This window comes from Comamonas odontotermitis, assembly GCF_020080045.1.
GTDB classification, from domain to species: domain Bacteria; phylum Pseudomonadota; class Gammaproteobacteria; order Burkholderiales; family Burkholderiaceae_C; genus Comamonas; species Comamonas odontotermitis.
The window spans coordinates 2,580,488-2,604,122 of record NZ_CP083451.1; the positions used below are offsets into that span (position 1 = coordinate 2,580,488).

19 protein-coding genes and 3 pseudogenes are annotated in these 23,635 nt (G+C 59.7%); 11 read left to right on the forward strand and 11 right to left on the reverse strand.

The genetic code is table 11. The features are described 5' to 3' along the window. Positions 1-82 precede the first annotated feature (82 nt). From LAD35_RS12030 to LAD35_RS12045, 4 genes are all read right to left on the reverse strand, one after another. The gene (locus LAD35_RS12030) at positions 83-895 is read right to left on the reverse strand and encodes an ABC transporter ATP-binding protein (RefSeq protein WP_224149313.1); all 813 of its coding nucleotides are present in this window, start codon (positions 893-895) and stop codon (positions 83-85) included. Continuing rightward, a complete protein-coding gene (gene ntrB, locus LAD35_RS12035) occupies positions 892-1,884 on the reverse strand; it encodes a nitrate ABC transporter permease (protein ID WP_224149314.1) in 993 nt (330 codons plus the stop codon). The genes LAD35_RS12030 and ntrB overlap by 4 nt, the downstream gene beginning before the upstream one ends. A 26-nt stretch (positions 1,885-1,910) precedes the next feature. After that, positions 1,911-3,182: a CmpA/NrtA family ABC transporter substrate-binding protein gene (locus LAD35_RS12040; RefSeq protein WP_224149315.1), complete on the reverse strand. Its 1,272-nt coding sequence runs from the start codon at positions 3,180-3,182 to the stop codon at positions 1,911-1,913. Between the two features lie 250 nt (positions 3,183-3,432). Beyond that, positions 3,433-4,707 (reverse strand): nitrate regulatory protein, encoded by a 1,275-nt coding sequence (locus LAD35_RS12045; RefSeq protein WP_224149316.1) that lies wholly within the window; start codon positions 4,705-4,707, stop codon positions 3,433-3,435. 461 nt (positions 4,708-5,168) lie between these two features. Between LAD35_RS12045 and LAD35_RS12050 the strand changes: the two are divergent. Next, positions 5,169-5,509: pseudogene (locus tag LAD35_RS12050) on the forward strand (transposase); the annotation flags it as partial. Positions 5,510-5,517: 8 nt separating this feature from the next. Here LAD35_RS12050 and panC read toward each other — a convergent pair. Both panC and panB read right to left on the reverse strand, forming a co-directional pair. Continuing rightward, positions 5,518-6,369, reverse strand: coding sequence for a pantoate--beta-alanine ligase (gene panC, locus LAD35_RS12055; RefSeq protein ID WP_224149317.1), 852 nt, complete (start codon positions 6,367-6,369; stop codon positions 5,518-5,520). A gap of 48 nt (positions 6,370-6,417) precedes the next feature. Beyond that, positions 6,418-7,302, reverse strand: coding sequence for a 3-methyl-2-oxobutanoate hydroxymethyltransferase (panB, locus tag LAD35_RS12060; protein WP_224149318.1), 885 nt, complete (start codon positions 7,300-7,302; stop codon positions 6,418-6,420). A gap of 360 nt (positions 7,303-7,662) precedes the next feature. On the opposite strand from panB, the gene LAD35_RS12065 reads away from it, so the two are divergent. Then, entirely contained in the window at positions 7,663-7,956 is a 294-nt protein-coding gene (locus LAD35_RS12065; RefSeq protein ID WP_224149319.1) for a hypothetical protein, read from the forward strand. A 365-nt stretch (positions 7,957-8,321) separates the two neighbouring features. On the opposite strand, the gene LAD35_RS12070 is transcribed toward LAD35_RS12065, so the two are convergent. Beyond that, entirely contained in the window at positions 8,322-9,227 is a 906-nt protein-coding gene (locus LAD35_RS12070; protein ID WP_224149320.1) for an IclR family transcriptional regulator, read from the reverse strand. Positions 9,228-9,264: 37 nt separating this feature from the next. On the opposite strand from LAD35_RS12070, the gene LAD35_RS12075 reads away from it, so the two are divergent. From LAD35_RS12075 to LAD35_RS22405, 9 genes and pseudogenes are all read left to right on the forward strand, one after another. Continuing rightward, a complete protein-coding gene (locus LAD35_RS12075; RefSeq protein WP_224149321.1) occupies positions 9,265-10,878 on the forward strand; it encodes an acyl-CoA carboxylase subunit beta in 1,614 nt (537 codons plus the stop codon). 36 nt (positions 10,879-10,914) lie between these two features. Then, positions 10,915-12,078 (forward strand): acyl-CoA dehydrogenase family protein, encoded by a 1,164-nt coding sequence (locus LAD35_RS12080; RefSeq protein ID WP_224149322.1) that lies wholly within the window; start codon positions 10,915-10,917, stop codon positions 12,076-12,078. Positions 12,079-12,115: 37 nt separating this feature from the next. Continuing rightward, complete coding sequence (locus tag LAD35_RS12085) at positions 12,116-12,991, forward strand: enoyl-CoA hydratase/isomerase family protein (RefSeq protein ID WP_224149323.1); 876 nt, start codon at positions 12,116-12,118, stop codon at positions 12,989-12,991. A 7-nt stretch (positions 12,992-12,998) separates the two neighbouring features. Further along, positions 12,999-15,029, forward strand: coding sequence for an acetyl/propionyl/methylcrotonyl-CoA carboxylase subunit alpha (locus LAD35_RS12090; protein ID WP_224149324.1), 2,031 nt, complete (start codon positions 12,999-13,001; stop codon positions 15,027-15,029). After that, on the forward strand, positions 15,026-16,828 hold the full coding sequence (locus tag LAD35_RS12095) for an acyclic terpene utilization AtuA family protein (protein ID WP_224149325.1): 1,803 nt from the start codon (positions 15,026-15,028) through the stop codon (positions 16,826-16,828). The genes LAD35_RS12090 and LAD35_RS12095 overlap by 4 nt, the downstream gene beginning before the upstream one ends. A 41-nt stretch (positions 16,829-16,869) precedes the next feature. Next, complete coding sequence (locus LAD35_RS12100) at positions 16,870-17,913, forward strand: tripartite tricarboxylate transporter substrate binding protein (RefSeq protein ID WP_396022748.1); 1,044 nt, start codon at positions 16,870-16,872, stop codon at positions 17,911-17,913. Between the two features lie 5 nt (positions 17,914-17,918). Further along, on the forward strand, positions 17,919-19,136 hold the full coding sequence (locus tag LAD35_RS12105; protein ID WP_224149326.1) for a CaiB/BaiF CoA transferase family protein: 1,218 nt from the start codon (positions 17,919-17,921) through the stop codon (positions 19,134-19,136). Positions 19,137-19,589: 453 nt separating this feature from the next. Continuing rightward, on the forward strand, positions 19,590-20,411 hold the full coding sequence (locus LAD35_RS12110; protein WP_224149327.1) for a DKNYY domain-containing protein: 822 nt from the start codon (positions 19,590-19,592) through the stop codon (positions 20,409-20,411). 61 nt (positions 20,412-20,472) lie between these two features. Beyond that, positions 20,473-20,565, forward strand: a pseudogene (locus LAD35_RS22405) (IS5/IS1182 family transposase); the annotation flags it as partial. A gap of 292 nt (positions 20,566-20,857) precedes the next feature. Here the strand turns inward: LAD35_RS22405 and LAD35_RS12115 are convergent. From LAD35_RS12115 to LAD35_RS12130, 4 genes and pseudogenes are all read right to left on the reverse strand, one after another. Then, positions 20,858-21,646: a hypothetical protein gene (locus LAD35_RS12115; RefSeq protein WP_224149328.1), complete on the reverse strand. Its 789-nt coding sequence runs from the start codon at positions 21,644-21,646 to the stop codon at positions 20,858-20,860. Between the two features lie 177 nt (positions 21,647-21,823). Next, positions 21,824-22,174 carry a hypothetical protein gene (locus LAD35_RS12120; RefSeq protein WP_224149329.1) on the reverse strand — a complete coding sequence of 117 codons (351 nt, stop codon included), beginning with the start codon at positions 22,172-22,174 and terminating at the stop codon, positions 21,824-21,826. A 212-nt stretch (positions 22,175-22,386) separates the two neighbouring features. Continuing rightward, complete coding sequence (locus LAD35_RS12125; protein WP_224149330.1) at positions 22,387-23,223, reverse strand: hypothetical protein; 837 nt, start codon at positions 23,221-23,223, stop codon at positions 22,387-22,389. 16 nt (positions 23,224-23,239) lie between these two features. Further along, positions 23,240-23,380: pseudogene (locus LAD35_RS12130) on the reverse strand (SsrA-binding protein); the annotation flags it as partial. Positions 23,381-23,635 lie beyond the last annotated feature (255 nt).

Sequence of the window (23,635 nt, forward strand, 5' to 3'; positions counted from 1 at the left end):
TTTTCGTGCCTGCGCCCTTTCCTGCTGTGCGAAAAACGCGCATGGCGCCCGAAGGCGCCATGGGGCGGGATGGGATCAAGGCTCAGACCGCCTTCTCCACATGACCCTGGCGGGTGTAGAGAAAATCGATCACTGCCTTGCGATAGCTTTGATACTGCGGACTTTCGGCCAGCTCTACCCGGTTTCGCGGGCGAGGCAATTCCACATTCAGCACCTCCCCAATCGTGGCTGCCGGCCCGTTGGTCATCATCACGATCTTGTCGGACAGCAGCACGGCTTCGTCCACATCGTGCGTCACCATCACCACTGTGCTATGCGTGCGCGCCACAATCTCCAGCAATTCATCCTGCAGCTTGGCACGCGTCAGCGCATCGAGAGCGCCAAACGGCTCATCCATCAGCAACACCTGGGGCTCCATGGACAACGCGCGCGCAATGCCTACGCGCTGCTTCATGCCGCCCGATATTTCGCCGGGACGCTTTTGCGCAGCATGGGTCAACCCAACCAGGGCCAGCGCCGCGTCGGTGCGCTCGGCCAGCTGCGCCCGGGTTTCGCTCCTGGCAAAGACACGCTCCACGGCCAGGTGCACATTGCCCCAGCAGGTCAGCCAGGGCAGCAGCGAATGGTTCTGGAACACCATGGCACGCTCGGGCCCTGGGCCCTTGATTTCCTTGTTGGCGCACAACAGTGCTCCGTCCGTGGGCATGGTCAGGCCAGCAATCAGATTCAGCAAGGTGGACTTGCCGCAGCCCGAATGCCCGATGAGGCTCGCGAACTCGCCCTTGGCGATATTCAGATGGATGTCGCGCAGCGCCGGAAACAGCCCTTTGGCAGTCTTGAAGGTCTGCTCCACGCCATGGATCTCGATGTACTTGGCGGACCGCGATCCATTCATGATTTCACCTCTTCAAACGTGAAGGCCGAAGCCAGCTTGACCAGTGCCCACTCCAGCACCAGGCCCACGATGCCGATCACAAAGATGGCAATGATGATGTTCTTGACGTTGAGGTTGTTCCACTCGTCCCAGACCCAGAAGCCTATGCCCACACCGCCGGTCAGCATCTCGGCGGCCACGATCACCAGCCAGGCCGTGCCTACGGCTAGACGAACACCCGTCAACATATAAGGAAGCACGGCTGGAAACAGAATGGTGGTGGCGATCTTCCATTCCGACAGGTTCAGCACCCGGGCCACATTCATATAGTCCTGGGGCACACGTTGCACACCCACAGCGGTATTGATGACCATGGGCCAGATCGAGCAGATGAAGATGGTCCAGATGGCCGCCGGATTGGCGCCCTTGAACACAAGCAAGCCGATCGGCAGCCAGGCCAGCGGCGAGACCGGACGCAGCAGGCTGATCAGGGGATTGAACATGCGCGAGAGAAAACTGAAGCGCCCGATCAAAAAGCCCAGCGGAATGCCCGCCAGCGCGGCCAGGCCGAAGCCGAGAGCCACGCGCTGCAACGAGGACAGCACGTTCCAGCCCACACCCTGGTCATTGGGGCCGCTGCGGTAGAACGGGTCCCTGAACACCTGCACAGCCTGCTCCCAGGTCTCCGCCGGGGAAGGGATGCTCTTGCCGGTGCTGCTGGAAACCAGAGACCACAGCCCGACCAGCAGCGCCAGCCCCAGCACCGGAGGCAAGATCCGCGCAAACAGTGGCTCTGTCCATTGGCGTAACGGGCTGGGCGCCACAATGGCCGAAGCCGAGGCTTGCGCTCTGGGTTTGGTATCTTTTTTCACATCAGACCTTATGTGCTCTTCGCCAACAGCTATCTTTTTTGAATCTTCAAGCAGCGCATCATTGGCCGCCTGGGCGGCCAGTTGCGAATCGTGAGAGGGATCGGATTCGAGCGGTGAATGGAATACGGCACTGACCATGGTGACTCTCCGGCGGGGTGGCGGCCTCAGGCCTTGATCTTGAAGCTGTCTGCGTACTGGGCCGGGTTCTTGCCGTCCCAGACCACGCCATCGATCAGCTTGCTGCTGCGCATCGGTTCCTTGGGCACACTGACCTGGAGTTGGCTGGCAGCCTGCTGGTACAGGTCGATGCGATTGATCTGCCGAGCCACAGCCAGATAGTCGGGATGCGACTTGAGCAGACCCCAACGCTTGTGCTGGGTCAGGAACCACATGCCATCGGACAGATAGGGAAAATTCACCGCCCCATCGTTGAAGAACTTCATGTGGTTGGGGTCGTCCCAGGTCTTGCCCAGACCGTTCTGGTACCGACCCAGAATGCGCTGGTTGATCGCGTCAACACTGGTGTTGATGTAGGACTTCTGGGCCACGATCTCGGCCATCTTGGTCTTGTTCTGCAGGCTGGCATCAATCCAGCGGCCAGCCTCCAGAATCGCCATCATTACGGCACGGCAGGTATTGGGGTTCTTCTGCGCGAACTCGCCCGTGGTGCCCAGCACTTTCTCGGGGTGGTCCTTCCAGATGTCTTGCGTGGTGTTGGCCGTGATGCCAATGCCATCCATGATGGCGCGGTGGTTCCAGGGCTCACCCACGCAGAAGCCATCCATGTTGCCCACGCGCATATTGGCCACCATCTGGGGCGGCGGCACAGTGATCAGCTTGGCTTCGGACAAAGGATTGATGCCCGCCGCCGCCAGCCAGTAATGCATCCACATGGCGTGGGTGCCGGTAGGAAAGGTGCCGGCAAACGTGTATTCGCGCTTTTCCTTGCCCATCACCTTGGCCAGGCTGGGCCCATCTACCGCGCCCTTGTCTGCCAGGGCCTTGGACAGGGAAATCGCCTGCCCGTTGTTGTTGAGATGCATGAGCACGGCCATGTCCTTCTTGGGGCCACCCACGCCCAGTTGCAGGCCATAGACCAGACCATAGAGCACATGGGAAAAATCCAGTTCGCCATTGACCAGCTTGTCGCGCACGCCAGCCCAGCTCGCTTCCTTGCTGGGAATGATCTTCACGCCGTATTTCTGATCCAGCCCCAGCACCGAGGCCATGACCACGCTGGCGCAATCGGTCAGCGGGATAAAGCCTATCTTGACCTCTTTCTTCTCCGGGGCGTCGGAGCCCGCAGCCCAGGCGCCATGGTGACCCAGTGCACCATACAGCGCTGCACCGCCAGCCGCACGCAGGAAATCACGTCGGCCGCCAATGGATGCGGGCTCCAGCTTGGAATTCATCGACAAAGCAAGGCGTTGGCTCATGAGAAAACTCCATCAAGAATCGTGGTGAAGGCGATCCAGAAAACAAAAGGCGCCCTTCCCTCCTCGGGTGAGAGGAGAAAAGGACGCCGTTGTCCCAGGTCGCTCGTAGTTACGCTTTCAGCGCGACCGCCTTTGGTCTGCTGTACAGCAACAGTCATGCACAAACCATGCCAGCGCTTTCTCAGAGGAGAAGACTGGTTTCAGCGCCGATCTGGCCCAAATTTGGTGCAGCGCAGCAATCACGGGACTGTCAAAGCGATGAATTGGTGCTGGCAGGCAGCAGTTCCAATGTGGCCAGAATGGCATCGGCCACATCAAGCATGCGCCGGTTCTGGTTCATGGCCGTCTGGCGAATCAGCTTGTAGGCGTCGCCCTCGCTAAGCTGGCGGTAGTTCATCAGCACGCCCTTGGCCCGCTCTATCGTCTTGCGTTCCTGAAGCGTCGCGCGTGCCTTGTCGATCTCGGCCTGCATATCCTGCAGGCGCATGGATTGCTCCTGTACCAGCGAGACAATGCTCTTTTCGAGTTGCAGCCCATAGGCGCCCTCTGCAGGCAGGGTGGCTGCAGGCTGTCTTGCCCCCAAAAATGCCTCCGCAGCTTCAGCACGCGTCTGCGGCTGCCTCTCCAGCAACTGGCGCTGCTGGCTCAGCGCGGCACTGGCCAGCTCACGCTTGCGCAGGCATTGAACCTCCAGCTCCTGGGCCAGAAACGCCTCAATCTGGTGCATGGCATCGAGCCGGCTGGAACAGGCCTCAAACCAGGAAGCGCTCAGACCCTGCTCCAGCGGTACGCCATCCCCGGCCGTGCAGCCCATGCGGCGCAGCCGCTCGATCACCGTCATATCGGGGCAGGCCCCGCATTGCAACTGCCATCGCTCCCTTCCTGCCAGACTCGCGAAGTCGGCAAACACCTGAAAACATCGCTCCTGCGAATCGATCAGGTGCAGCCAATGGCGCTGACGCTCGGTGTTGCCAATCCCTTCTGTAAACGCTGCGACTCCAGTGGCACGCTCCTGCCCGGCCAGTTCCTTGCCTTGCATGAAATGAAACAGCGCCACCAGCAACTTCGCGATGTCGGGATCGCAGGCGCTGTCGGCGGCCTCGAACACCACGGTCAGGCAGGCGGCAATCATGCGGATCAGCGCCTGTGTGCAATCCTCGGCGCTCAGCTGCAATGCATCCCGCTGGCGGCGCAGCAACGGTAGCGCTTCAAAGCCCTCAAGCGCACTGGCGATCGCATTGAACAGCCGCGCGCCATGTGCGCCCGGCAGGCGCTCACCCAGCTCATCAAGCACCAGGCAGACCCTGCCCATGACCGCGTCTACATGCGGGCCATGCTCCAGCAAGCTTTGACGCGCAAACGCTCCACCACTGAACAGATACATATTCGAGAGTCCCCGCTCCTTCTGAAGCGCGTGGACCAGCTCTGACATGCTCGCCACAAGGCTGCTGGCACTGCTGATCTGCTCCAGCGCAGCCATCTCACTTTGCCGGGCAGCGATCAGATAGTGCAGAGGCGTTTTCATGGGGCATGTCTTTATCAGCATTTCAAACCTGTAAAGATGCACAATTCATGCCATTTTTGAATTAACGGATATTGACTGGGTGTTGCTGGCTGGAGTACGACGGACTGCAAGCAAACGACAGTCTCACATCGTGGCGCTCTCGAGCGCGTCGATAGACCAACGCTTGCCACTCTGCGGAGCAAAGCACTTCATGCCTTGTTCAGTCGGATGTTCAAGGCACCTCGCACCTGCGATGCTGCGTTGTGTACCTTCCAGTTCGTGGTGTTGGTATCGCCGCAGAATCCAGCTCCATTTACTCATCCGACGAGCCTGCCACTGCAGCGTGCGGAGTTTGCGCCACAGCCCAACTCATAGAGCCTGTTCAAAGCCTTGCCTGGATGTGAAAAGCTTGGCGGGGGAGAAAGAGCTAGCCAAGCGACATCAGTCGCGAACAATTCGAGATCATCAGGCCACTGCTGGAGAGCGCGCACTTGATTGTGGACGCGCAGAGCGCAAAGAACACGGATACAGCGGCCCTGAAGAGCCATGACGCGGGCAAGAAGGTATCGGGCATCAAGCGCCACATTGCAATAAATACGCAGGGTTTGCCGCATGCAGTAGCCGTGACCACCGCTGAGGTGACGGATCGCAAAGGAGCGAGCTGCACAGCTTCAAGGTCATGCCCAAGCGCTGGATCGTTGAGCGCAGCTTTGCCTGGCTGGACAAGAACAGGCGGTTATGGAAGAACTGCGAGCGGCTGCTCAATACCAGTTTGCAGTTCGTCCATCTGGCCTTCTTGGATCTGTTGCTCAAAAGAATTTGAACAAACGCCTAGAACTCCAGGTTGTCAATCAGGCGCGTACTGCCCAACCGAGCAGCGCCAAGCGCCACCAGCGGAACATCTGGTATCGGCCCCGTTTGCGGTGGCACACGAAGGCTGTCGCGCTCGCGCACGGTGAGGTAGTCCGTTGCCCAGCCTTTGTCGTGCAGCAGCTTCGCTGCTTCAGCTTCCAGATCGACAAGCTGACGGTGACCCGCGCGCGTGCTGGCCGCCAGTTGCTGCAGGGCACTTGAAAGCGCACCAGCTCTCTGGCGCTCCTCAATGCTCAGATAACCGTTGCGCGAACTGAGCGCCAGGCCATCTTCTGCGCGCGCGGTTTCTACGCCAACGATTTCAATCGGCAGGGCAAACTGCTGAACCATGCGGCGCACCACCAAAAGCTGCTGATAGTCTTTCTTGCCAAATACCGCAAATCCGCCACCTGTCGATCCGAAGACACAGGCAAACAGCTTCATCACCACCGTGCAGACGCCGGTAAAGAACCCCGGGCGAAACTCGCCTTCGAGAATATCCGCGATCTGCGGATCAGGCAGAACCTTGAACACCTGTGGTTCAGGGTATAGATCGAGCTCGCGCGGCGCGAACAGCACGTCGCAACCTGTCGCTTCCAGCTTTGCACAATCTGCCTCCCAGGTACGCGGATAGCTATTGAAATCCTCATGGGGCAGGAACTGCAGCCGGTTGACGAAAATGCTCGCAACAGAGACGTCCCCAATCTCGGCTGCGACGCGAACCAGTGACAGGTGGCCCTCATGCAGATTTCCCATGGTGGGTACAAATCCAGGCCTGCCACGTTGTGCCAGGGCTGCGCGAAGTTCAGGGATGGTCTGTGTGATTTGCATGGTAGTGGCTCAATCGTTTCGCACTGATGAAAATGAAAACTGGAAAAATCACCAGGCATGGAGCACATCGTCTGGAAATTTCCCTTCCTTGACGGCGCGCACATAGGCCTCGATGGCGCCTCTGACCGAGCCTGCGTCCTTGAGGAAATCATGTACAAATCTGGCGTTGTTGCCAAGGTTCACGCCGAGCATGTCGTGCATCACGAGCACCTGCCCTGCGGTACCGCTACCTGCGCCGATGCCAATCGTATGGCAGCGCTGCAGGGCCTGCGTGAGCTTGCGCGAGAGTTCGGCAGGCACCATTTCGAGCACAAGCATGGATGCCCCGGCATCCTGAAGCTCCAAGGCCTGTTCGTGCAGTGTGGCTGCGGCCATGGCGTCGCGGCCCTGTACGCGATAGCCCCCCAGCGCATGCACGGTCTGTGGCGTGAGGCCCAGGTGCGCACATACAGGAACGCCGCGTTCAACCAGAAATTGCACCACAGACGCGGTCCAGCCGCCTCCTTCCAGTTTGACCATGTGCGCACCGGCCTGCATCAGGCGCGTGGCGCTGTGTATGGCTTGCTCGGGGCTTGCGGAATAACTGCCATAGGGAAGATCGGAGATCAACCAGGCGGTTCCTTGGGCACGATGCAGACCTCGCGCCACGCACTCCGTGTGGTAAGCCATGGCGTCCAGCGAAACGCCGACGGTGCTATGCAATCCCTGGCACACCATTCCCAGGGAGTCGCCAACAAGAATGCACTCCACGCCGGCGGCATCTGCGATGGCGGCATAGGTGGCATCATAGGCAGTGATCATGCTGATCTTCTCGCCCGCCTCCCGCATCTGGTTCAGACGAGGCAGGCTGATGGGCTTGCGCCGAGGTAGAGGGGAAGCGGGAGGAATCGTGCCGTAAGGTGTTCCACCGGTGGTGCTGACAGGGATCGACATGGCGTCTCCTTGTGTTCCTTGCTCGAAGTTGTCGCGAGTATAGGGGACTTGCCCGAGACAGTTCCTACAGGTCTGAATCGTCCCAGTTTCAGGGAAGCTGATTGGTTCAAGCCAAGCCACCACAACCGTGGTCTGATTGACGAGTGGTACTTTGATGCTTTGCCAGTCTCCGTTTCCCAGCCTGAAGAACATTGGCACCACCAAACCGCCTCCGGGCGTTTTTTCTCACAGTGCTCAGTACAGACAGCCAACGGCAAAGCCTGCTGCCGCAGGCCTTTTTTACCCTTAGTCGCTGCGAAACCCTATCCTGCCTAACACTTGTTCAAATAAGCACCTCCTAGGCCGCCATATGTCGAATCTATGATTGCGCTGATCCCAACTGTCGCACCTCGGCTCACAGGACTCACCATGCTAAGAAAAATCCTTGACCATTGGCTAACGTATGTAGTGGCCACGCTGCTAATACTCGCTTCCGGTGTACACAGCTACTTGCAACTAGTAGCCTATGAAGCTGGAGAGCGGGTCGTGATGAGTGGCCGTCTTTTTTGGCTCTATCGACACTGTGGAAAAGGGGCTGATGTCGCGCTGACTTTGCTGCTGGCGGCACTTTTCATATGGGCGGCCTGGTTCAAGTATCGCAATCGCCAGCAATAAAGATAAAAACGCCCGCACGGCGTTAAGCAACGCAGGGCTCTAGGCAAGTTCCGCGAACTTCAAGGCCATCCGAGCGACCCAATCCTGCTTCCCAAAGTCCATGATTTAGCCCTTCTGAGGTCAGGTCACGGCATCTTCAAGAGGCTTGAAGTCATAGCAATAAGCGTGATGCAGCTCGTGCCCATAAAACCACTCACGCGTATCAGGGCCGATGTGGCCCTGACCTGAAGTAAGGTGGCGCCTCTCCTCCTGCCTTACGGCTGATCATTCTCTAGATACAAGAAAGATCTAGCGCAAAGAGCGCTGTGGCCCTCTGTAGCAGTGATAGTGCAGATCAAAAAGTCGACAATGGATTGCGGAATACTCTAGAATCTGGCGTGTGTTTGCATGGCTACCACTTCCTGCCTCAGCCAGTTGCCAATATCAATGGCCGCATTTCTGCTCAGGCGAGACGACGGAGCCACGAAACCCAGGGCAGCTTCGCCGCTGACCCCAAAGGAAAAGCGAACGCCCACGCCTCGCACGCCCTTGCCGTGGATGTGCGAGAAGCCTTGTTTCCGCCCCTCTTCCACCCATCTGCGCAGACGGGCAAGTGTCATCCGGTTCTTCAGATACTCTTCTTGAAAGCGCTCGTAATGCGCCAGTACTTCGCCATCGCCCATGTGCGAGAGCATGGCGAAGCTCGGCACACCCAGGCCCAGCAGGCGGATGCCGCCCACAGTTTCGCTGAAGGTTTTGACTGGTCGCGAACCAGCTTCCATATGCAGGCAATGGCTGTAATCACCCGCCCGCGCGACGAGAAACAAGGGCTCATCCACGCGACGAGCAAGGGATTTCATCAAGGCCGTGTATTGCCGCACCAACGGGGGCCGAGGCATGCTGGCCTGGCCCAGGGCATAGGCTTCCAGACCCAGACGATAGCCTTCGGTGCGCGCTTCTCGGTGCACCAATTGGTGCCGCTCCAGCGCTTTGATCAAGCGATGCACGGTGGTGCGATCCAGCCCCGCCCGCTGCACCAGCGCCGGGATCTTGATGCCTTCTCCATGTTGGGCTGCCACCAGACTCAATAGCTCTAGGGCGCGATCCACACTTTGGGCACCATGGGATCGGCCTGGGCCGCTTCCATCTGCGGCTATTTGCTTAGCTTTCGTCATGGCTACATAGTGCACCTTCACAGGCATTGACACCCTCGGGTAATCCCTGATTTGTGCACATAGTGCACAAAACCTGCTTTTTCGTTTGTCTTGTCGAACTGCATCTTTTTCAATCACGGACAACACCATTGATTGCCCTTGCGCAGCTTTCCCCATGACACCGTTTGACACCCGCATTCAAGTCCACAGCCCAGAGTACGGGCTGCAGCGCTCCGGCATGCTCGCACTGATTGAGCAGTTGCAGGCACTGGAGCAGCGTGCGATGCACAAGTCTGCCCAGGCCAAGGCCACCTTTGCCAAGCGCGGCGCATTGCTCCCCCGCGAGCGCCTTGCTCGCCTGCTCGATCCGCTTGCGCCGTTTCTGCCGCTGTGCAATTTGGCAGGCTATGGCATGGACAGCGACGATCTGGATGCAACCATCCCTGGCGGCTCTCAGCTTGCCGGCATCGGCATCGTCAATGGCGTGCGCTGCATGGTGGTGGCGACCGACTCGGGGATCAACGCCGGTGCACTGACCGAAGCGGGCAACCAGAAGCTCATGCGCTGCCAGGAGATTGCACTGGAGAACAAGCTGCCCTTCATCCATTTGGTGGAATCGGCCGGCTCCAACCTGCGCCAATACCGGGTGGACAAATTCATCCGGGGCGGCGGCATGTTCTACAACCTGGCCCGCATGTCGGCGGCTGGCTTGCCGGTCATCACTGTGGTGCACGGATCATCCACCGCAGGCGGTGCCTATATGCCGGGTCTGTCGGACTATGTGGTCATGGTGCGCGGTCAGGCACGTGCATTTTTGGCCGGACCGCCTTTGCTCAAAGCTGCCACCGGCGAGATTGCCAGCGCCGAAGACCTGGGCGGCACCAATATGCATGCGGCTATCAGCGGCCTGGCCGAGTACGTGGCCGAAGACGATGCCCACGCCATTGCCATCGCTCGCGACATTGTGAGCAGCCTGAACTGGGATCCGGCCCAGGCCGGCAGCAACACCGTTGCCCCACGCCTGGAGCCCGAACAATTGGCAGGCGTGATGGTGCTGGAGCACAAAAAGCCCATGGATATGCGCGAAGTGATTGCCCGCCTGGTGGATGACTCGCGCTGGATGGATTTCAAGCCCGACTATGGCCCAGCCACCATTTGCGGCCATGGCCGCATGGACGGGAGTGTGGTCGGATTCATCAGCAACAACGGCCCGCTGGACCCGGCAGGTGCCACCAAGGCTGCTCAGTTTATTCAGTTATGTAACCAAAGCCAGACGCCAATCGTCTTTTTGCAGAACACCACGGGTTTCATCGTGGGCAGAGCCTCGGAAGAGGCCGGCATGATCAAGCACGGCTCCAAGCTGATCCAGGCCTTGTCGAACTCTACCGTGGCACAGGTCACCATTTACTGCGGTGCCTCGTTTGGTGCTGGCAACTACGGCATGTGTGGCCGTGCCTTCAAGCCGCGTTTTTGCTTTTCCTGGCCAAACGCCCGCACAGCGGTCATGGGCGGCGAACAAGCGGCGGCCACGCTGGAGATTGTCGAGCGCGCCAAAGCAGAGCGAAAAAATGAGCCCGTCAACGAGGCTGCGCTTGCGAAGCAAAAGACGGAAATCGTCGCCCACTTCGACAAACAGGCCAGCGCTTTCTATACCAGCGGCCATCTGCTCGACGATGGAGTGATTGACCCGCGCGCTACCCGCGATGTGCTGTTGTTCGCACTGGCCACCATCCGCGAGGCTGAGCAACGACGTCTTCGCCCTCTCTCTTTTGGTGTGGCGCGCTTCTGATGCTGCCATCACTCCTTTGACTTCCAGGAATACACCATGCTCTATACCGCCGAACACCATGAACTGATGGCCAGCCTCCGTCGCTTTGTGACCAATGAGATCGACCCGTTTGTCGACGAATGGGAAGCCAACGAGATTTTTCCCGCCCACGCGCTTTTCAAGAAGATGGGGCAATTGGGCTTTCTGGGTATTTCCAAACCTGAAGCCTACGGTGGTCTGGGCCTGGATTTTTCCTATGCTCTGGCTGCTGCCGAAGCCATAGGGCATGCCAAGGCCCAGGGCGTCAGCATGGGTGTTGGCGTACAGACCAATATGGCAACACCCGCGTTGGCGGCCTTTGGCTCCGACGCGTTGCGCCAGGAGTTTCTGGCCCCCGCCATTGCGGGTGACGTGGTCTGCAGCATCGGTGTCTCCGAGCAAGGCGCGGGCTCCGATGTCTCGTCGCTCAAGACCACGGCGCGCCGCGATGGCGATGACTACATCATCAATGGCTCCAAGATGTGGATCACCAATGGCACCCAGGCCGACTGGATCTGCCTGCTGGCCAATACCTCGGAAGGTTCGCCGCACAAGAACAAGTCGCTCATCATCGTACCGCTCAAAGAGAAAGGCCAACGTGCCAAGGGCATCAGCGTGCAGAAGATCAAGAAGTTCGGCATGTGGTCTTCCGACACCGCACAGATCTTCTTTGACGACGTGCGCGTGCCCGTGCGACACCGCATTGGCGAAGAAGGCATGGGTTTCATCTACCAGATGAAGCAGTTCCAGGAAGAGCGTCTGGACGGTGCAGCCCGCCGCCTCGCCAGCATGGAGCTGATCCAGGAGACCGCCGACTATCTGCGTCAGCGCATCGCCTTTGGCCGCCCGCTGCTGGACAACCAGTTCATCCAATACAAGCTGGCCGAGCTCAAGACCGAGATTGAGGCCTTGCGCTCACTGGTGTACCGCGCCACCGCCGCCTATGTGCAAGGCGAAGACGTGATCGAGCTGGCATCCATGGCCAAGCTCAAGGCAGGACGCCTGGGCCGCGAAGTGGCCGATTGGTGCATGCAGTTCCAGGGCGGCATGGGCTACACCTGGGAGAACCGCGTCTCTCGGGCCTATCGCGACTACCGCCTCGGCTCGATCGGTGGCGGGGCCGACGAAGTGATGATGATGGTGATTGCCCGCAAGATGGGGTTGATGGATTTCAGCGTCTGAGCCCGCGCCCTCCCGCCCAGCCATACCTGAAAATTCCATGAACCACTACAACCACTTGCGAGTGAACCGCGTCCAGGACGTGCTGTTCGTCAACCTGCACTGCCCAGAGACCCGCAACGCGCTCTCGCCTGAAGTCACAGCCGAGCTCTACCAGGTGAGCACGCTTGCGCAAGCCGATGCAGCCCTGCGCGCCATCGTGCTGCGCGGCAGCCAGGGCTTTTTCTGTGCTGGCGGCAATATCGGCAGCTTCCAGTCCCGCCTTGATGCCCACCAACAGACGGAGCCAGCGCAAGACCCCATTGCAGCCCGCAACCGCGAATTCGGCAAGTTCCTGGAGCTGTGGTCTGCCTTGCCCATCCCCATCATTGCTGCGGTAGAAGGCGCTGCCATGGGCGGCGGCATGGGCCTGGCCTGTACGGCCGACATCGTCCTCGCCACCGAAGACGCCAGGTTCGCGCTGACCGAAACCGCCCTGGGCATCATTCCTGCACAGATTGCCCCCTTTGTGGAAGCTCGCCTGGGCCGGCGCAACGCCTTGCGTCTGGGCTTGTTCGGCGAGCGTGTCAGCGGAGCGCAGGCCGTTGCACTGGGTCTGGTGGACGAGCTGGTACCCAATAGTGACGCGCTGGATGAGCACCTGGCGCTATGGCTCAGCCGCATGTGTCGCTGCGCTCCGGGGGCCAACCAGGCGCTCAAGCGCTTGTTTGTCCGTAGCGACCCCGTCCAGCCTTTGCCTCAAATGCTGGATGTTGCCGCCGAGTCCTTTTCGGCCTGCATGCGCAACGAAGGGCCGGAAGGCATTGCCGCCTTCAAGGAAAAGCGCCCCGCACGCTGGCATGCCAGCTTCAACGCCGAGCAGATTCGCCAAGCCCAAGGCAGCGATCAAGCAACGCCCGCCACTCCCAATACCTGAGCCGCCTATGTCCGTCACCAAACAAATCCGTCCCTTTCACAGCGTGCTCATCGCCAACCGGGGCGAGATTGCACTGCGTATCATTCAGTCCGCACGCCTGCTGGGTTTTCGCACGGTGGCCATTTATTCCGACGCCGACCGCGACAGCCCCCATGTGCAAGCAGCTGATGCCGCTGTCTGCGTGGGCGCTGCACTGCCGCGTGAGAGTTACCTGAACATCGAAGCCATTCTGGCCGCGGCCCAACAGGCGGGAGCCGATGCGGTCCATCCGGGCTACGGCTTTCTGGCCGAGAACGAAGACTTCGCCAACGCCGTAGACCAGGCTGGCCTGGTCTTTATCGGCCCGACCGGCGCAGCCATCAAGGCCATGGGCAACAAAGCCCACGCCAAGCAGTTGATGATGCAAGCGAATATGCCCTGCATTCCCGGCTACCAGGGTGCCGACCAGGCAGATGCCGCCTTTGTTGCAGCGGCTCAGCAGATGGGCTATCCCGTCATGGTCAAGGCGGCGGCAGGTGGCGGCGGCCGGGGCATGCGCCTCGTTCAAACGGCAGCAGATCTGCCAAGCGCTCTGGCATCGGCACGCTCCGAGGCTTTGCAGGCCTTTGGCAGCGCAGAACTGATTCTGGAGAAGGCCATTCTGGCCCCGCGCCACATCGAGATCCAGCTGCTGGCCGACAGCCACGGCCATTGCATCCATCTGGGCGAGCGCGACTGTTCCATCCAGCGCCGCCACCAGAAGGTGATCGAAGAAGCACCCTCCACCGCAGTCACCCCAGAGATACGCCAGCGCATGGGTGACGCTGCGGTCAAAGCCGCCCAGGCGATCGGCTACATCGGCGCCGGAACCATGGAGTTTCTGCTCGATGCCCATGGCGACTTTTTCTTCATGGAAATGAACACCCGCCTGCAGGTTGAGCATGCAGTGACCGAGGCCATCACCGGCCTGGATCTCGTGGCATGGCAGTTGCGCATCGCTGCCGGCGAGGCACTCGACTTGCAGCAAAGCGACATCGGCATCCACGGCCACGCGATTGAAGCCCGACTCACAGCCGAAGATGTGGCTGCAGGCTTTCTGCCACAGACTGGCAAGGTCCTGTACTGGCAAGCACCCAATGCAGCCACTCCTGCTTCACTGGCCACGCATCTGCAGCCTTTGGAGGTGCGCGTGGAGCAGGCATTGCGCAGTGGCTGCACCATCAGCCCCTATTACGACTCCATGATTGCCAAGGTTGTGGTGCATGGCAGCAACCGCGAAGAGGCGCGGCGCAAGTTGGTAGCCGCCTTGCAGAACTGCGTGTTGCTCGGGGTACCCAGCAACCAGCATTTCCTGGTCGAATGTCTGCGCAGCCCTCAGTTCACCCAAGGCAAGGACATCCACACAGGCTTTGTGCAGCAGTATATGGGCCACTGCCTGGCGGCTCCACCAGTGGCCTGTGCTCGCAGCCTTGCTTTCGCAGCCTTGGCGCTGTTGGCTCGCGCCCCTTCCAGCAGCCATCTGCAACACTCCCCTTCCGTGCTGGAGCTCGCCGTTGGACAGCAACGCTGGCGTGCCGAGGTACAAGCCATGGGTGACGCCTGGAAGATCAGCCTGAACGCCTCCGAGGCACAAGCTGGTGCCGATGCACTGGTTTTCCTCCTGCGCGATCTGCGCTGGTTCGACGCCGAGCACCAGCACTTCCAGGTGGAGTGCAATGGCCTGGTAGAAAAGGCCATCGCCGTGCGCGACGGGCTGCAACTGGAGCTGTTCCATGCCGGACAGGCCTGGCACATCGAGCAAGCCGATGCACACAAATCCAGCCATGCCGTGCAGAGCGGCGGCGCAGTTACCGCACCTCTGACCGGCCGCGTGGCTGCCGTGGTGGTGGAGCTGGGTCAGACCGTCAGCCAAGGCCAACCACTGGCGGTGCTGGAGGCCATGAAGATGGAACACAGCTTGACGGCCCCCATCGCCGGCCGGGTGGTGGAGTTGCATGCCAGCCCCAACACCCAGGCCACCAAAGGCAGCCTGTTGCTGCGCATCGAGGAGCTCGCATGAGCACCGCACCCTCCTCTGCCAGCCGCAGCGTCCGTATTGGTGGTGCCAGCGGATTCTGGGGTGACTCCAGCATTGCCACACCCCAGTTACTGCAAGTGCCAGGGTTGCAGTACCTGGTATACGACTACCTGGCCGAAACCACCATGGCCATCCTGGCGCGGGCCCGCAGCAAGAACCCAGCGCTTGGCTACGCCACTGATTTCGTCAGCGTCGCCATGGCTCCCCATCTGCGTGAACTGCACACCAAAGGCATCCGGGTGGTGTCCAACGCAGGCGGGCTCCACCCCATGGCTTGCGCCCAGGCATTGATCCAGGAGGCAGAAACCCAGGGCCTGGCGCTGAAGATCGCGGTTGTCACGGGTGACGACGTGAGTGAGATCTTCACCACGCTGCGCCAGCAAGGCCTCAAGGACATGTACACCCACGAGATGCCGCCCGAGCAGTTGAGCTCTGCCAACGCCTATACCGGGGCGCAAGGCATTGCACAAGCTCTGGCCATGGGGGCCGATATGGTCATCACCGGTCGCTGTGTGGACAGCGCCGTGGTGGTAGGCGTGCTGGCCCATGAGTTTCAGTGGGCCTGGGACGACTGGGACCGCCTGGCCGCAGGCACCTTGGCAGGCCATGTCATCGAATGCGGCGCGCAGGCGACCGGCGGCCTTTTCACCGACTGGCATCTGGTGCCGGACTGGGCACATATGGGCTACCCGGTGATCGACTGCGAGCCGAACGGCGCTTTCACACTGAGCAAGCCAACAGGTACGGGCGGGCTGATTCATCGAGGCGCCGTCTCGGAACAGATTCTGTACGAGGTGGGAGACCCCGCCTGCTACCTGATGCCCGATGTGACTTGCGACTTTCGCCAAGTCACGGTGCAGACCATCGACGCCAACAGGGTGCGAGTGCAAGGCGCCCGAGGCCAAGCGCCTACGGCGAGCTACAAGGCCAATGGCACCTACTTGGATGGCTACCAATTGCAGGTATTGATGGCGATACGCGGTTTGGACGCACCGGCCAAGGCCCGCAAGACCGCGGATGCCTTGCTCCAGCGCACCCGGGAGCAATTGGCCAGCCAAAACCTGCCCGACTATTCGGAAACCTGTGTGGAACTGCTGGGCAGCGAATCGCTCTACGGGCCCAACGCTCGGCCGCTGCCTACGCGTGAAATCATCTTGCGCATTGCTGCACGCCATACCATGGCCAAGGGCCTTTCATTTCTGCAACGCGAATGTGCGTCCGCAGGCACCTCGATGGGGCCGGGCACCCGTTCCTCCTTTTCTGGGAGGGCAGATATTCAGCCTGTTTTCAAGGTCTTCTCCTTCCTGGTTCCCAAACAGCTGGTTTCGATGACGGTCACGCTCCAGGGAGAGTCGAAACAGCTGATCGCTGCGCCCACGATTACCGAACCATCCTCTGCGCCACACCACGCCCTGGCTACTGCGGCGCTGGCACTGAATGGCGAGCGTGAGCAAGTCGAGCTGGTTCGCATTGCCTGGGCACGCAGTGGCGACAAAGGCGATGATGAAAACATCGGCGTGATTGCCCGAACCCCCGAGCTCTACCCTGTGTTGCTGGAGCAGTTGACCACCGCGCGGGTCCTGCAGTACTTCAGCCATCTGGTGCAAGGCACTGTCCAGCGCTACGAAGCACCTGGCCTGCATGCCGTCAACTTTGTTCTGCACAACGCCCTCGCCGGCGGCGGCGTGTGCAGCCTGCGCTCAGACCCTTTGGGCAAATCATTTGCACAAATGCTGCTGAGCATTCCGGTTCTGGTCCCGCGGCATCTGCTTCTGGACTGAAATTCTCTTTTCACGACAACCATATACCCCGAGGAGACAACATGAACCAAGTATCAGCAACACCAGCGCAGCGGCCTGCGGCAACAGCTTTGGCAACCGGCAAACGAAAAGGCTTGGGCATTCGCCTGACACAGATGGCCCTGGTGCTCTGCGCCGCCATCGCCGTCCCCTACGCCATGGCGCAAGAAAACTATCCCAGCCGCCCGATCCGCGTGGTGGTGCCCTATACCGCTGGCGGTGTCTCTGACACAGTGACGCGCCTGGTCACCCAGAAGCTGTCCGAGCGCCTGAAAACACCGGTAGTGGTGGAGAATCTGCCTGGCGCCAACGGCCAGATCGGCTCGCAGAATGTGGTCCGGTCCACCCCCGATGGCTACACATTGCTGGTCGTCGTGGCAGGCCACGTGGTAAACCCCAGCCTATACCCCAAAATGAGCTTCTCACCGTTGGCCGACCTGACCGGCGTGAGCCAGTTTGGGCATATCCCGTTGCTCATGGTGTCCAGCGCCGCACTGCAACCCAAAACCCTGCCTGAATTTGTGCAATGGGCCAAAGCCAACCCTGACAAGGCGAGCTTTGCCTCCAGCGGCACGGGCTCTGGCGCGCATCTGGTTGGGGAGCTGTTTGGACAGGCAGCCAAGGTCAAGCTCACACACATCCCCTACAAAGGCATGGCTCCTGCCTTGACCGACATGTTCTCTGGCCAGGTAGCCATGGCGTTCGACTCAGTGCAAACCATGATGCCGCAGGTCAAGGCCGGCAAGCTGAACGCACTGGCCATCACCAGCGAAAAGCGCTGGCCCAGCATTCCCGACGTACCCACCATGAGCGAACTCGGTTACCCGAGCATGACCGGTGGCAGCTGGATCGGCTTGCTCGCCCCTGCCAAAGTTCCCAGCGCCATCATCAACAAACTCTCGGCTGAACTGCAAGCGGCCATCGACTCTCCGGACGTGCATGCCAAGCTCATAGAGTACGGCATCGACCCCGTCGGCGGAACGCCCGCCCAGTTCAACAGCTTTATGCACAGCGAAGCCAAGCGCTGGGCACAGGTCGTCAAGCAAGCCAATATCCGCCTGGAGTAAGCACCATGTCTGCCATTTTGCAAAACATCAAGGTGCTCGACCTCACACGCGTCATCGCTGGCCCCCTATGCACACAGCACCTTGCCGACATGGGAGCAACCGTCTACAAGATCGAAAAGCCCAACGACGGCGACGATACCCGTCGCATGGGGCCTTTTCTCCCGGACGAGGATGGGAAAGACAGCAACGATTCGGCGCTGTATCTGGCCTATAACCGCGGCAAGCACTCGGTCACCATCGACATCAGCCAAGCCCAAGGAGCCGATCTCGTGCGCCAATTGGCGGCGCAATGCGATGTGGTGGTCGAGAACTACAAGGCGGGTGGGCTGAAAAAATACGGGCTGGACTATGCAAGCCTGCAGAAGATCAAGCCCGATCTGGTCTATTGCTCGCTGACCGGCTTTGGACAGACGGGCCCGATGGCCCAGCGGCCTGCATACGACTTCATCCTGCAAGGCATGGCTGGCATGATGAGCACCTGTGGTCAGCCCGAAGGCAGTGCAGGCGCCGGCCCGATGCGAACATCCATCCCGATCACCGACGTGGTCACAGGGCAGAATGCAACCATCGCGATTCTAGGAGCGCTATTCCACCGCCAGCGCACTGGCGAAGGCCAGTACATCGACTGCGCCATGATCGACTCGGCCGTCGCGCTCAATGGCCATCTGGCCTTGGGATACTTGATGACCGGCAAGAGCCCGGAGCGCGTGGGAAACACCAATCCTATAGCGTCACCGTCCGAAGTGTTTGCCTGCTCCGACGGACAGCTCATCATCGCAGCGGGCAACAACACACAGTTCAATGCCTGTTGCCACGTACTGGGCATGCCAGAACTTGCAAGGCAAGCCGAGTTCGCCACCAATGCCAGCCGCGTAGCCAACCGCGACAACTTGCGTTCCGCCATGGCCGAGGCAATTCTCAAGCACTCCCGATCCGTACTGCTGGATGCCTTGGAAAACGCCGGAGTCCCCTGCGGCCCCATCAATGACATGGCCCAGGTTTTTGCAGAACCCCAAACGCAACATAGAGCGCTGGCGCTCACCTTGCAACATGGAAGGCAAATTGACGTTCCAACGCTACGCAGTCCCCTCAACTTTTCCCGAACGCCTGTCAAGCATCTAAGTCCTCCTCAGTTGGGGGCTCACACCGTACAGGTTCTCCGAGAGGTACTGATGCTTCCCCCGGAGACATTGGCGCGCTTGGAAAAATCCGAGGTCATCTGACCATCTTCCCGCACAAGGAGGAGAGGCAGTCCATACACCAATGCTGCCGCAGTTGCTGGCGCCGATGCTCGTTTCGCCAACGCTACGGCATGATTCCTTCTGAGGTCAAAGGTCCAATGCAGCGTACATAAGATCATCGTGCATCCGTGTCAAGCAACGACTGATGTGCTCGTATCAGACGCTTTTCAAGCACCATCTTTTGACTCCTACGCAAACCTGAGCCCCCGGAGGTTACTAGGTCATTTCTGCGTGGAAACCAACACACATGAGGAGAATCCGTCAAGAATACAGCCTCACGGACTCCTCCGCTCTCAGGGCACGCCCCTATTTCTAATGCCTGCATCCCAGAAGGAGCAGCAAAGCAATATGGATGTCTTTGAACCCTGTGCTCCGCGAATTCAAACGGCTCTATCAATGCCACACACCAGAATCCGCATTCTCATGCTAAGTGCCATGGTTGCAATGCAAGGCTGCGATGGCAACCCAGGCTATCAGCGCAGTAGTGCGACAGGCTGGCGTTACGGCGACGCCATTTTTTCACCAAAAGACCCCGCGACCTTTCAACCCCTTGGACAGTACTTCGGGCGTGATTCTCAACAAGGCTACTGCCGAGATAGCCCTGTGGAAGGTAGCGATGGCGTCACATTCGAGGCATTGTCCGAGCACGAGGCTCGCGACCAACATTCTGTGTACTACTGCGACACATACCGCAAGTCACAGGAATACTGGGCCTACCAGCACTTACGCATAACCATCATTGCAGGTGCCGATACCGCCACCTACCATTCGCTGGCATACGGCTACGCTCGTGACCGGCACCGTGCATACGATCAAGGTAAGCCCTTCGCGGTGCGCGACGCGCTGAGTTTCGAGCCATTGAGCCGTCGCTTTGCACGCGACTCACAGCGCGGCTATTTTGAACGCGCGGAAATTCCCGGCAGCCACGGCCCGAGTTTTTCGCTACTGCTCGAAGATGAAGGTTACGCTCGCGACCGTCGCCAAGCATGGCACGGCCATATCGAGGTCAACCAACCCAATCGCGAACCATTCCCCATCGTACGCGCTTTGCGAGGCGTCGACTTGGCCACGTTGCGCGCTCTGGGGCGCGGCTACGCTGTCGATGCACGACAGGTTTGGTACCAAGGCGTTCCATTGTCGCAGGCCGATGCGGCCAGCTTCACGGTTCGGAGCGCCATGGCGGATAACGTGGATGCCCAGGACCGCTCGCACCTTTGGCAGGAAGGGCGCATCGTGCCCGCAACTTCTGCACGCTGACACCATCCATTGGACAGTAGCGGCTCAGCCATCGACTGAGAAATGTCACAAATGAGAAGTCATCCCCGTTATCCCTCCACGCAAAGGAGCGCGGATATGCAGAGGATCTGCACTCACTCATTGCAGTGAAGCAGTCAAGGCGTGCAAGCGATTGTGTGAAAAGCAGAACGTTTGAGCAGCCGGTGGCCACCCTCAACATCAGCGCGTTCACTTTCCTTCGATTCACCAAGCTGAATATGCCCAAACAGTGGCCGTGGCACAACTACGTATAGGGCTGGGGGCGGCCTCATACGGTATTGCGCAACAGCGCATGTGCCAACGCGATTCCCAGAGAAATGGATAGGAAATCCAGGCGGGCCATCCCGCCTGCTGAATCGAGAAATGCCCCTGCTGCAAGCGCTGACAGTTGTATTCGCAATGCAACCGGGATTGCACACGGGTGCGAGCTATCTGTCCAAGGGGAAAAGATAACGAGTGGCCTCAGGCTTGAGTATGGACTTGAGCTTGCCAAATGAGAGGCTCACGCCGCGACCAAGGCACACGCTCCGGGCATGGCCTATGCGTGAGACCACGAAACCAAGCTTGCCCGGCGCCTCGAACATCAGCGCCATGAAGTCGGGCAGCATGTCCGTGCAGTCGTCGTCATCCCGGGGTTCGCGCCGACTGGTAACCGCCTTCCGGATGAATCTCACCAACTGCGGGCTGTATTCGCGCACCTCCGAGCCATGGCTGTAGCCCTTGATAAGGCGCGAGAAGTCTAGATAGCCGCCATGCAGCAGATCCAATGTGAACGGATCGAAGTGATTGTTGGGGTGCGCTCCGCCACAAGAAGGGGAGCCGGACTCGGTCACGCTCATCAAGGTAGTGGAAAGATAGCTGAGCTTGATTTGCTCGTGATCGAAATAGCCCAGTGACCCTGCCTCGGGGTCGAGGCTCTTATAGACGGCAGCCTTGCAGGCCAGCGCCTGCAGACTCATAGTCCAATGACGCTGCTCCAGCAAGGCATTGGCTATGGCCAGTATTCGGGCATCCGGGTGACGTGTCAGGCGCGGATACCAGAATCGGGTACGCGCATCGCGCACGAGCCGCCAGGCCAGGTTGGAAGCCACCACAACCTCTTCGCCCTGCTCCAGCGGGCGGGCCACGCGTAGATAGTCGTAGGGCGTGGCCTGCATGCTGATGGCAATACCCTCCGCAATCCCGCTGCCCGCGCCTTGCACAATGGCCAGAGTCACGGCTTCCACGCCTCGCGGTGCAAGCTTCTCGGGGTCATACTGCGCAACGCGACCAAGGCTGAACGGCAGCCTGCCGCCACGGATGCCATCTTCCCACTCGCCTGTCAGCGCATCGCCTTGCAGGCGGGCATGCCAGATAACCTGCCGCCGCGCTGCGTCTTCGAACAGTGGCTCGTCCTACGTTGTGGCATGCAGCCTTTTTTCCAGCAACTCGCCCGTCAGAGGTTGGGCCTCAGCCAATTGGTCCAAGCGGCCCCGGAGTGGAATGTCCGCTCCATGGCGCAAATAGAAATAGCGCCCTTTGCGCGTGCCGTCTGCCTGGGACTCGCCCAGCTCCATCACTACATCGGCGCTGCCCAGTACTCCGCGATAGACCTCAACGGGAGCGGCCCAGGCGAGGCTTGAGGATGCAATGAAAAAGGCCATTGGAAAGAACAGCAGCTTGGAGATTATTTTCACCATATTAGTGAGTACAGGGTTGTTGGCGATCAGCAGAGCCATCCCCTTGGACTGTCTGCTTTTCGACATGGCTGGTTTCTCAAAACAATCTGCATCACACAGCTGGAATCACCCCGTTTTTTGAGGAGGCTTAACACTCTGAGAGGATTGAGCCATGACGAAGTCGAACAAGTTTTCACCCTAGGTACGCAAGCGTACCGTACGTTTGGTGCACGAGCATTGAGGCGCGTAGCCAATCACAACCGTCTCCCTGAGCGATGTGTACAGAGCCAACGCTGTACCTAGTCTGTCGCATCGGGACGGACGTTCGAGCAGTCCTTTTTCTTCTCATCGCCCTTAACGGACATGATCAGGCAGCGGATTCTCGCGTCCCGCACGCCCACATAATTCTTCGAATGACTGATGCTTGTCGAACCATCGGGATAGCTCACCAGATAACGGTAGCGGTCTTGCGGGACGGACTGAGCAGTGATGGGCTTGTCGTCATGCACCTTGAAAACCAGGTACATGGTGCCCGAAGCCGATGGATCAAAGGTCGGAGGGAGAATGAAACCGAGCGGCGCCAGCCGCAGCTCCTTTTCTGGAGCGTCGTCGTCCGTGATGATCACCGGGACGTATGGAAAAACCATTCTCACGCTGGGGGTGCGGACCGCGTCTTTCGCTTTCGCGAATTCAAAGCTGATCCGATTGGCCTTCACCTCCCTGCCTTTGACCAGCGGGTGCCGCGAGGTGTAAGCGAACGCGGTCTCCAGAGAAGTCAGCATCCACTGACAAGGCCCGCCGCCATCAATAGCAAGATGGCCCTTGTACTGATTACCCATCGGTTCCTTGACGAGCTCCAGGTCCTCATAGTGGGAGGCCCGCATCGTCGCAACGCCACTTTGGGACTGCCCGCCTACGCCATAGCTGCGAGGCTCCTTGCATCGAGCCGAATCGTAGTGGAGCTTTACAGGCAGCGGCCTGGCACCTTCGGGAAGTGTCACCGCCAGCGTCAGCCAGCGGGCGTCGGCGGCAGGACTTTGCGTGCAGTCGGCTTTCTGACTGGTATCGAGCGTTGATGCGCAGCCCGCCATCAAGAAGCAGGCTGCGATAAGTGGGGTGCCCAATACGCGTTTCATGATGCTGGGCTGCGATTTAGCGATGGCCGCACTTCATCGCGCGCTCGGCCTTGCCCTTGGCCAGGGCGATGTCGCATTTGCCGCGGCCATCCTTCCAGTGCAGGTTGATGGGCACAAGTGTATAGCCCTTCTGCTCGACCTCGCCAACCAGGCGCTTGCTGCAGCTGGTGAACTGCCCCTCAAAAGTTGAACACCAATCCAACCTTTGAGGGGGTACATTGGGCTGCAGCCCGGATCCTTCTGACGGTATCGTAGGCAGCATTTTCTTCCGCCTCAAAAGATACCGTCACGACAACCGTCAAATGCGCAAGCTTAGGCAAAGCCGGGTGAGACACCATAAGACTCCTAAGCCTTTATCGCATTTGGAATTTCCGTGATTTCTGAGACTATTTGAGGCAGCGTGAGACGATGC

Coding starts and splice junctions, on each gene's coding strand:
- LAD35_RS12030 (WP_224149313.1), bottom strand. CDS start 895: ATGAATGGATCGCGGTCCGCCAAGTACATCGAGATCCATGGCGTGGAG.
- ntrB (WP_224149314.1), bottom strand. CDS start 1,884: ATGGTCAGTGCCGTATTCCATTCACCGCTCGAATCCGATCCCTCTCAC.
- LAD35_RS12040 (WP_224149315.1), bottom strand. CDS start 3,182: ATGAGCCAACGCCTTGCTTTGTCGATGAATTCCAAGCTGGAGCCCGCA.
- LAD35_RS12045 (WP_224149316.1), bottom strand. CDS start 4,707: ATGAAAACGCCTCTGCACTATCTGATCGCTGCCCGGCAAAGTGAGATG.
- panC (WP_224149317.1), bottom strand. CDS start 6,369: ATGCAAATCACACAGACCATCCCTGAACTTCGCGCAGCCCTGGCACAA.
- panB (WP_224149318.1), bottom strand. CDS start 7,302: ATGTCGATCCCTGTCAGCACCACCGGTGGAACACCTTACGGCACGATT.
- LAD35_RS12065 (WP_224149319.1), top strand. CDS start 7,663: ATGATTGCGCTGATCCCAACTGTCGCACCTCGGCTCACAGGACTCACC.
- LAD35_RS12075 (WP_224149321.1), top strand. CDS start 9,265: ATGACACCGTTTGACACCCGCATTCAAGTCCACAGCCCAGAGTACGGG.
- LAD35_RS12080 (WP_224149322.1), top strand. CDS start 10,915: ATGCTCTATACCGCCGAACACCATGAACTGATGGCCAGCCTCCGTCGC.
- LAD35_RS12085 (WP_224149323.1), top strand. CDS start 12,116: ATGAACCACTACAACCACTTGCGAGTGAACCGCGTCCAGGACGTGCTG.
- LAD35_RS12090 (WP_224149324.1), top strand. CDS start 12,999: ATGTCCGTCACCAAACAAATCCGTCCCTTTCACAGCGTGCTCATCGCC.
- LAD35_RS12095 (WP_224149325.1), top strand. CDS start 15,026: ATGAGCACCGCACCCTCCTCTGCCAGCCGCAGCGTCCGTATTGGTGGT.
- LAD35_RS12100 (WP_396022748.1), top strand. CDS start 16,870: ATGAACCAAGTATCAGCAACACCAGCGCAGCGGCCTGCGGCAACAGCT.
- LAD35_RS12105 (WP_224149326.1), top strand. CDS start 17,919: ATGTCTGCCATTTTGCAAAACATCAAGGTGCTCGACCTCACACGCGTC.
- LAD35_RS12110 (WP_224149327.1), top strand. CDS start 19,590: ATGGTTGCAATGCAAGGCTGCGATGGCAACCCAGGCTATCAGCGCAGT.
- LAD35_RS12120 (WP_224149329.1), bottom strand. CDS start 22,174: ATGTCGAAAAGCAGACAGTCCAAGGGGATGGCTCTGCTGATCGCCAAC.
- LAD35_RS12125 (WP_224149330.1), bottom strand. CDS start 23,223: ATGAAACGCGTATTGGGCACCCCACTTATCGCAGCCTGCTTCTTGATG.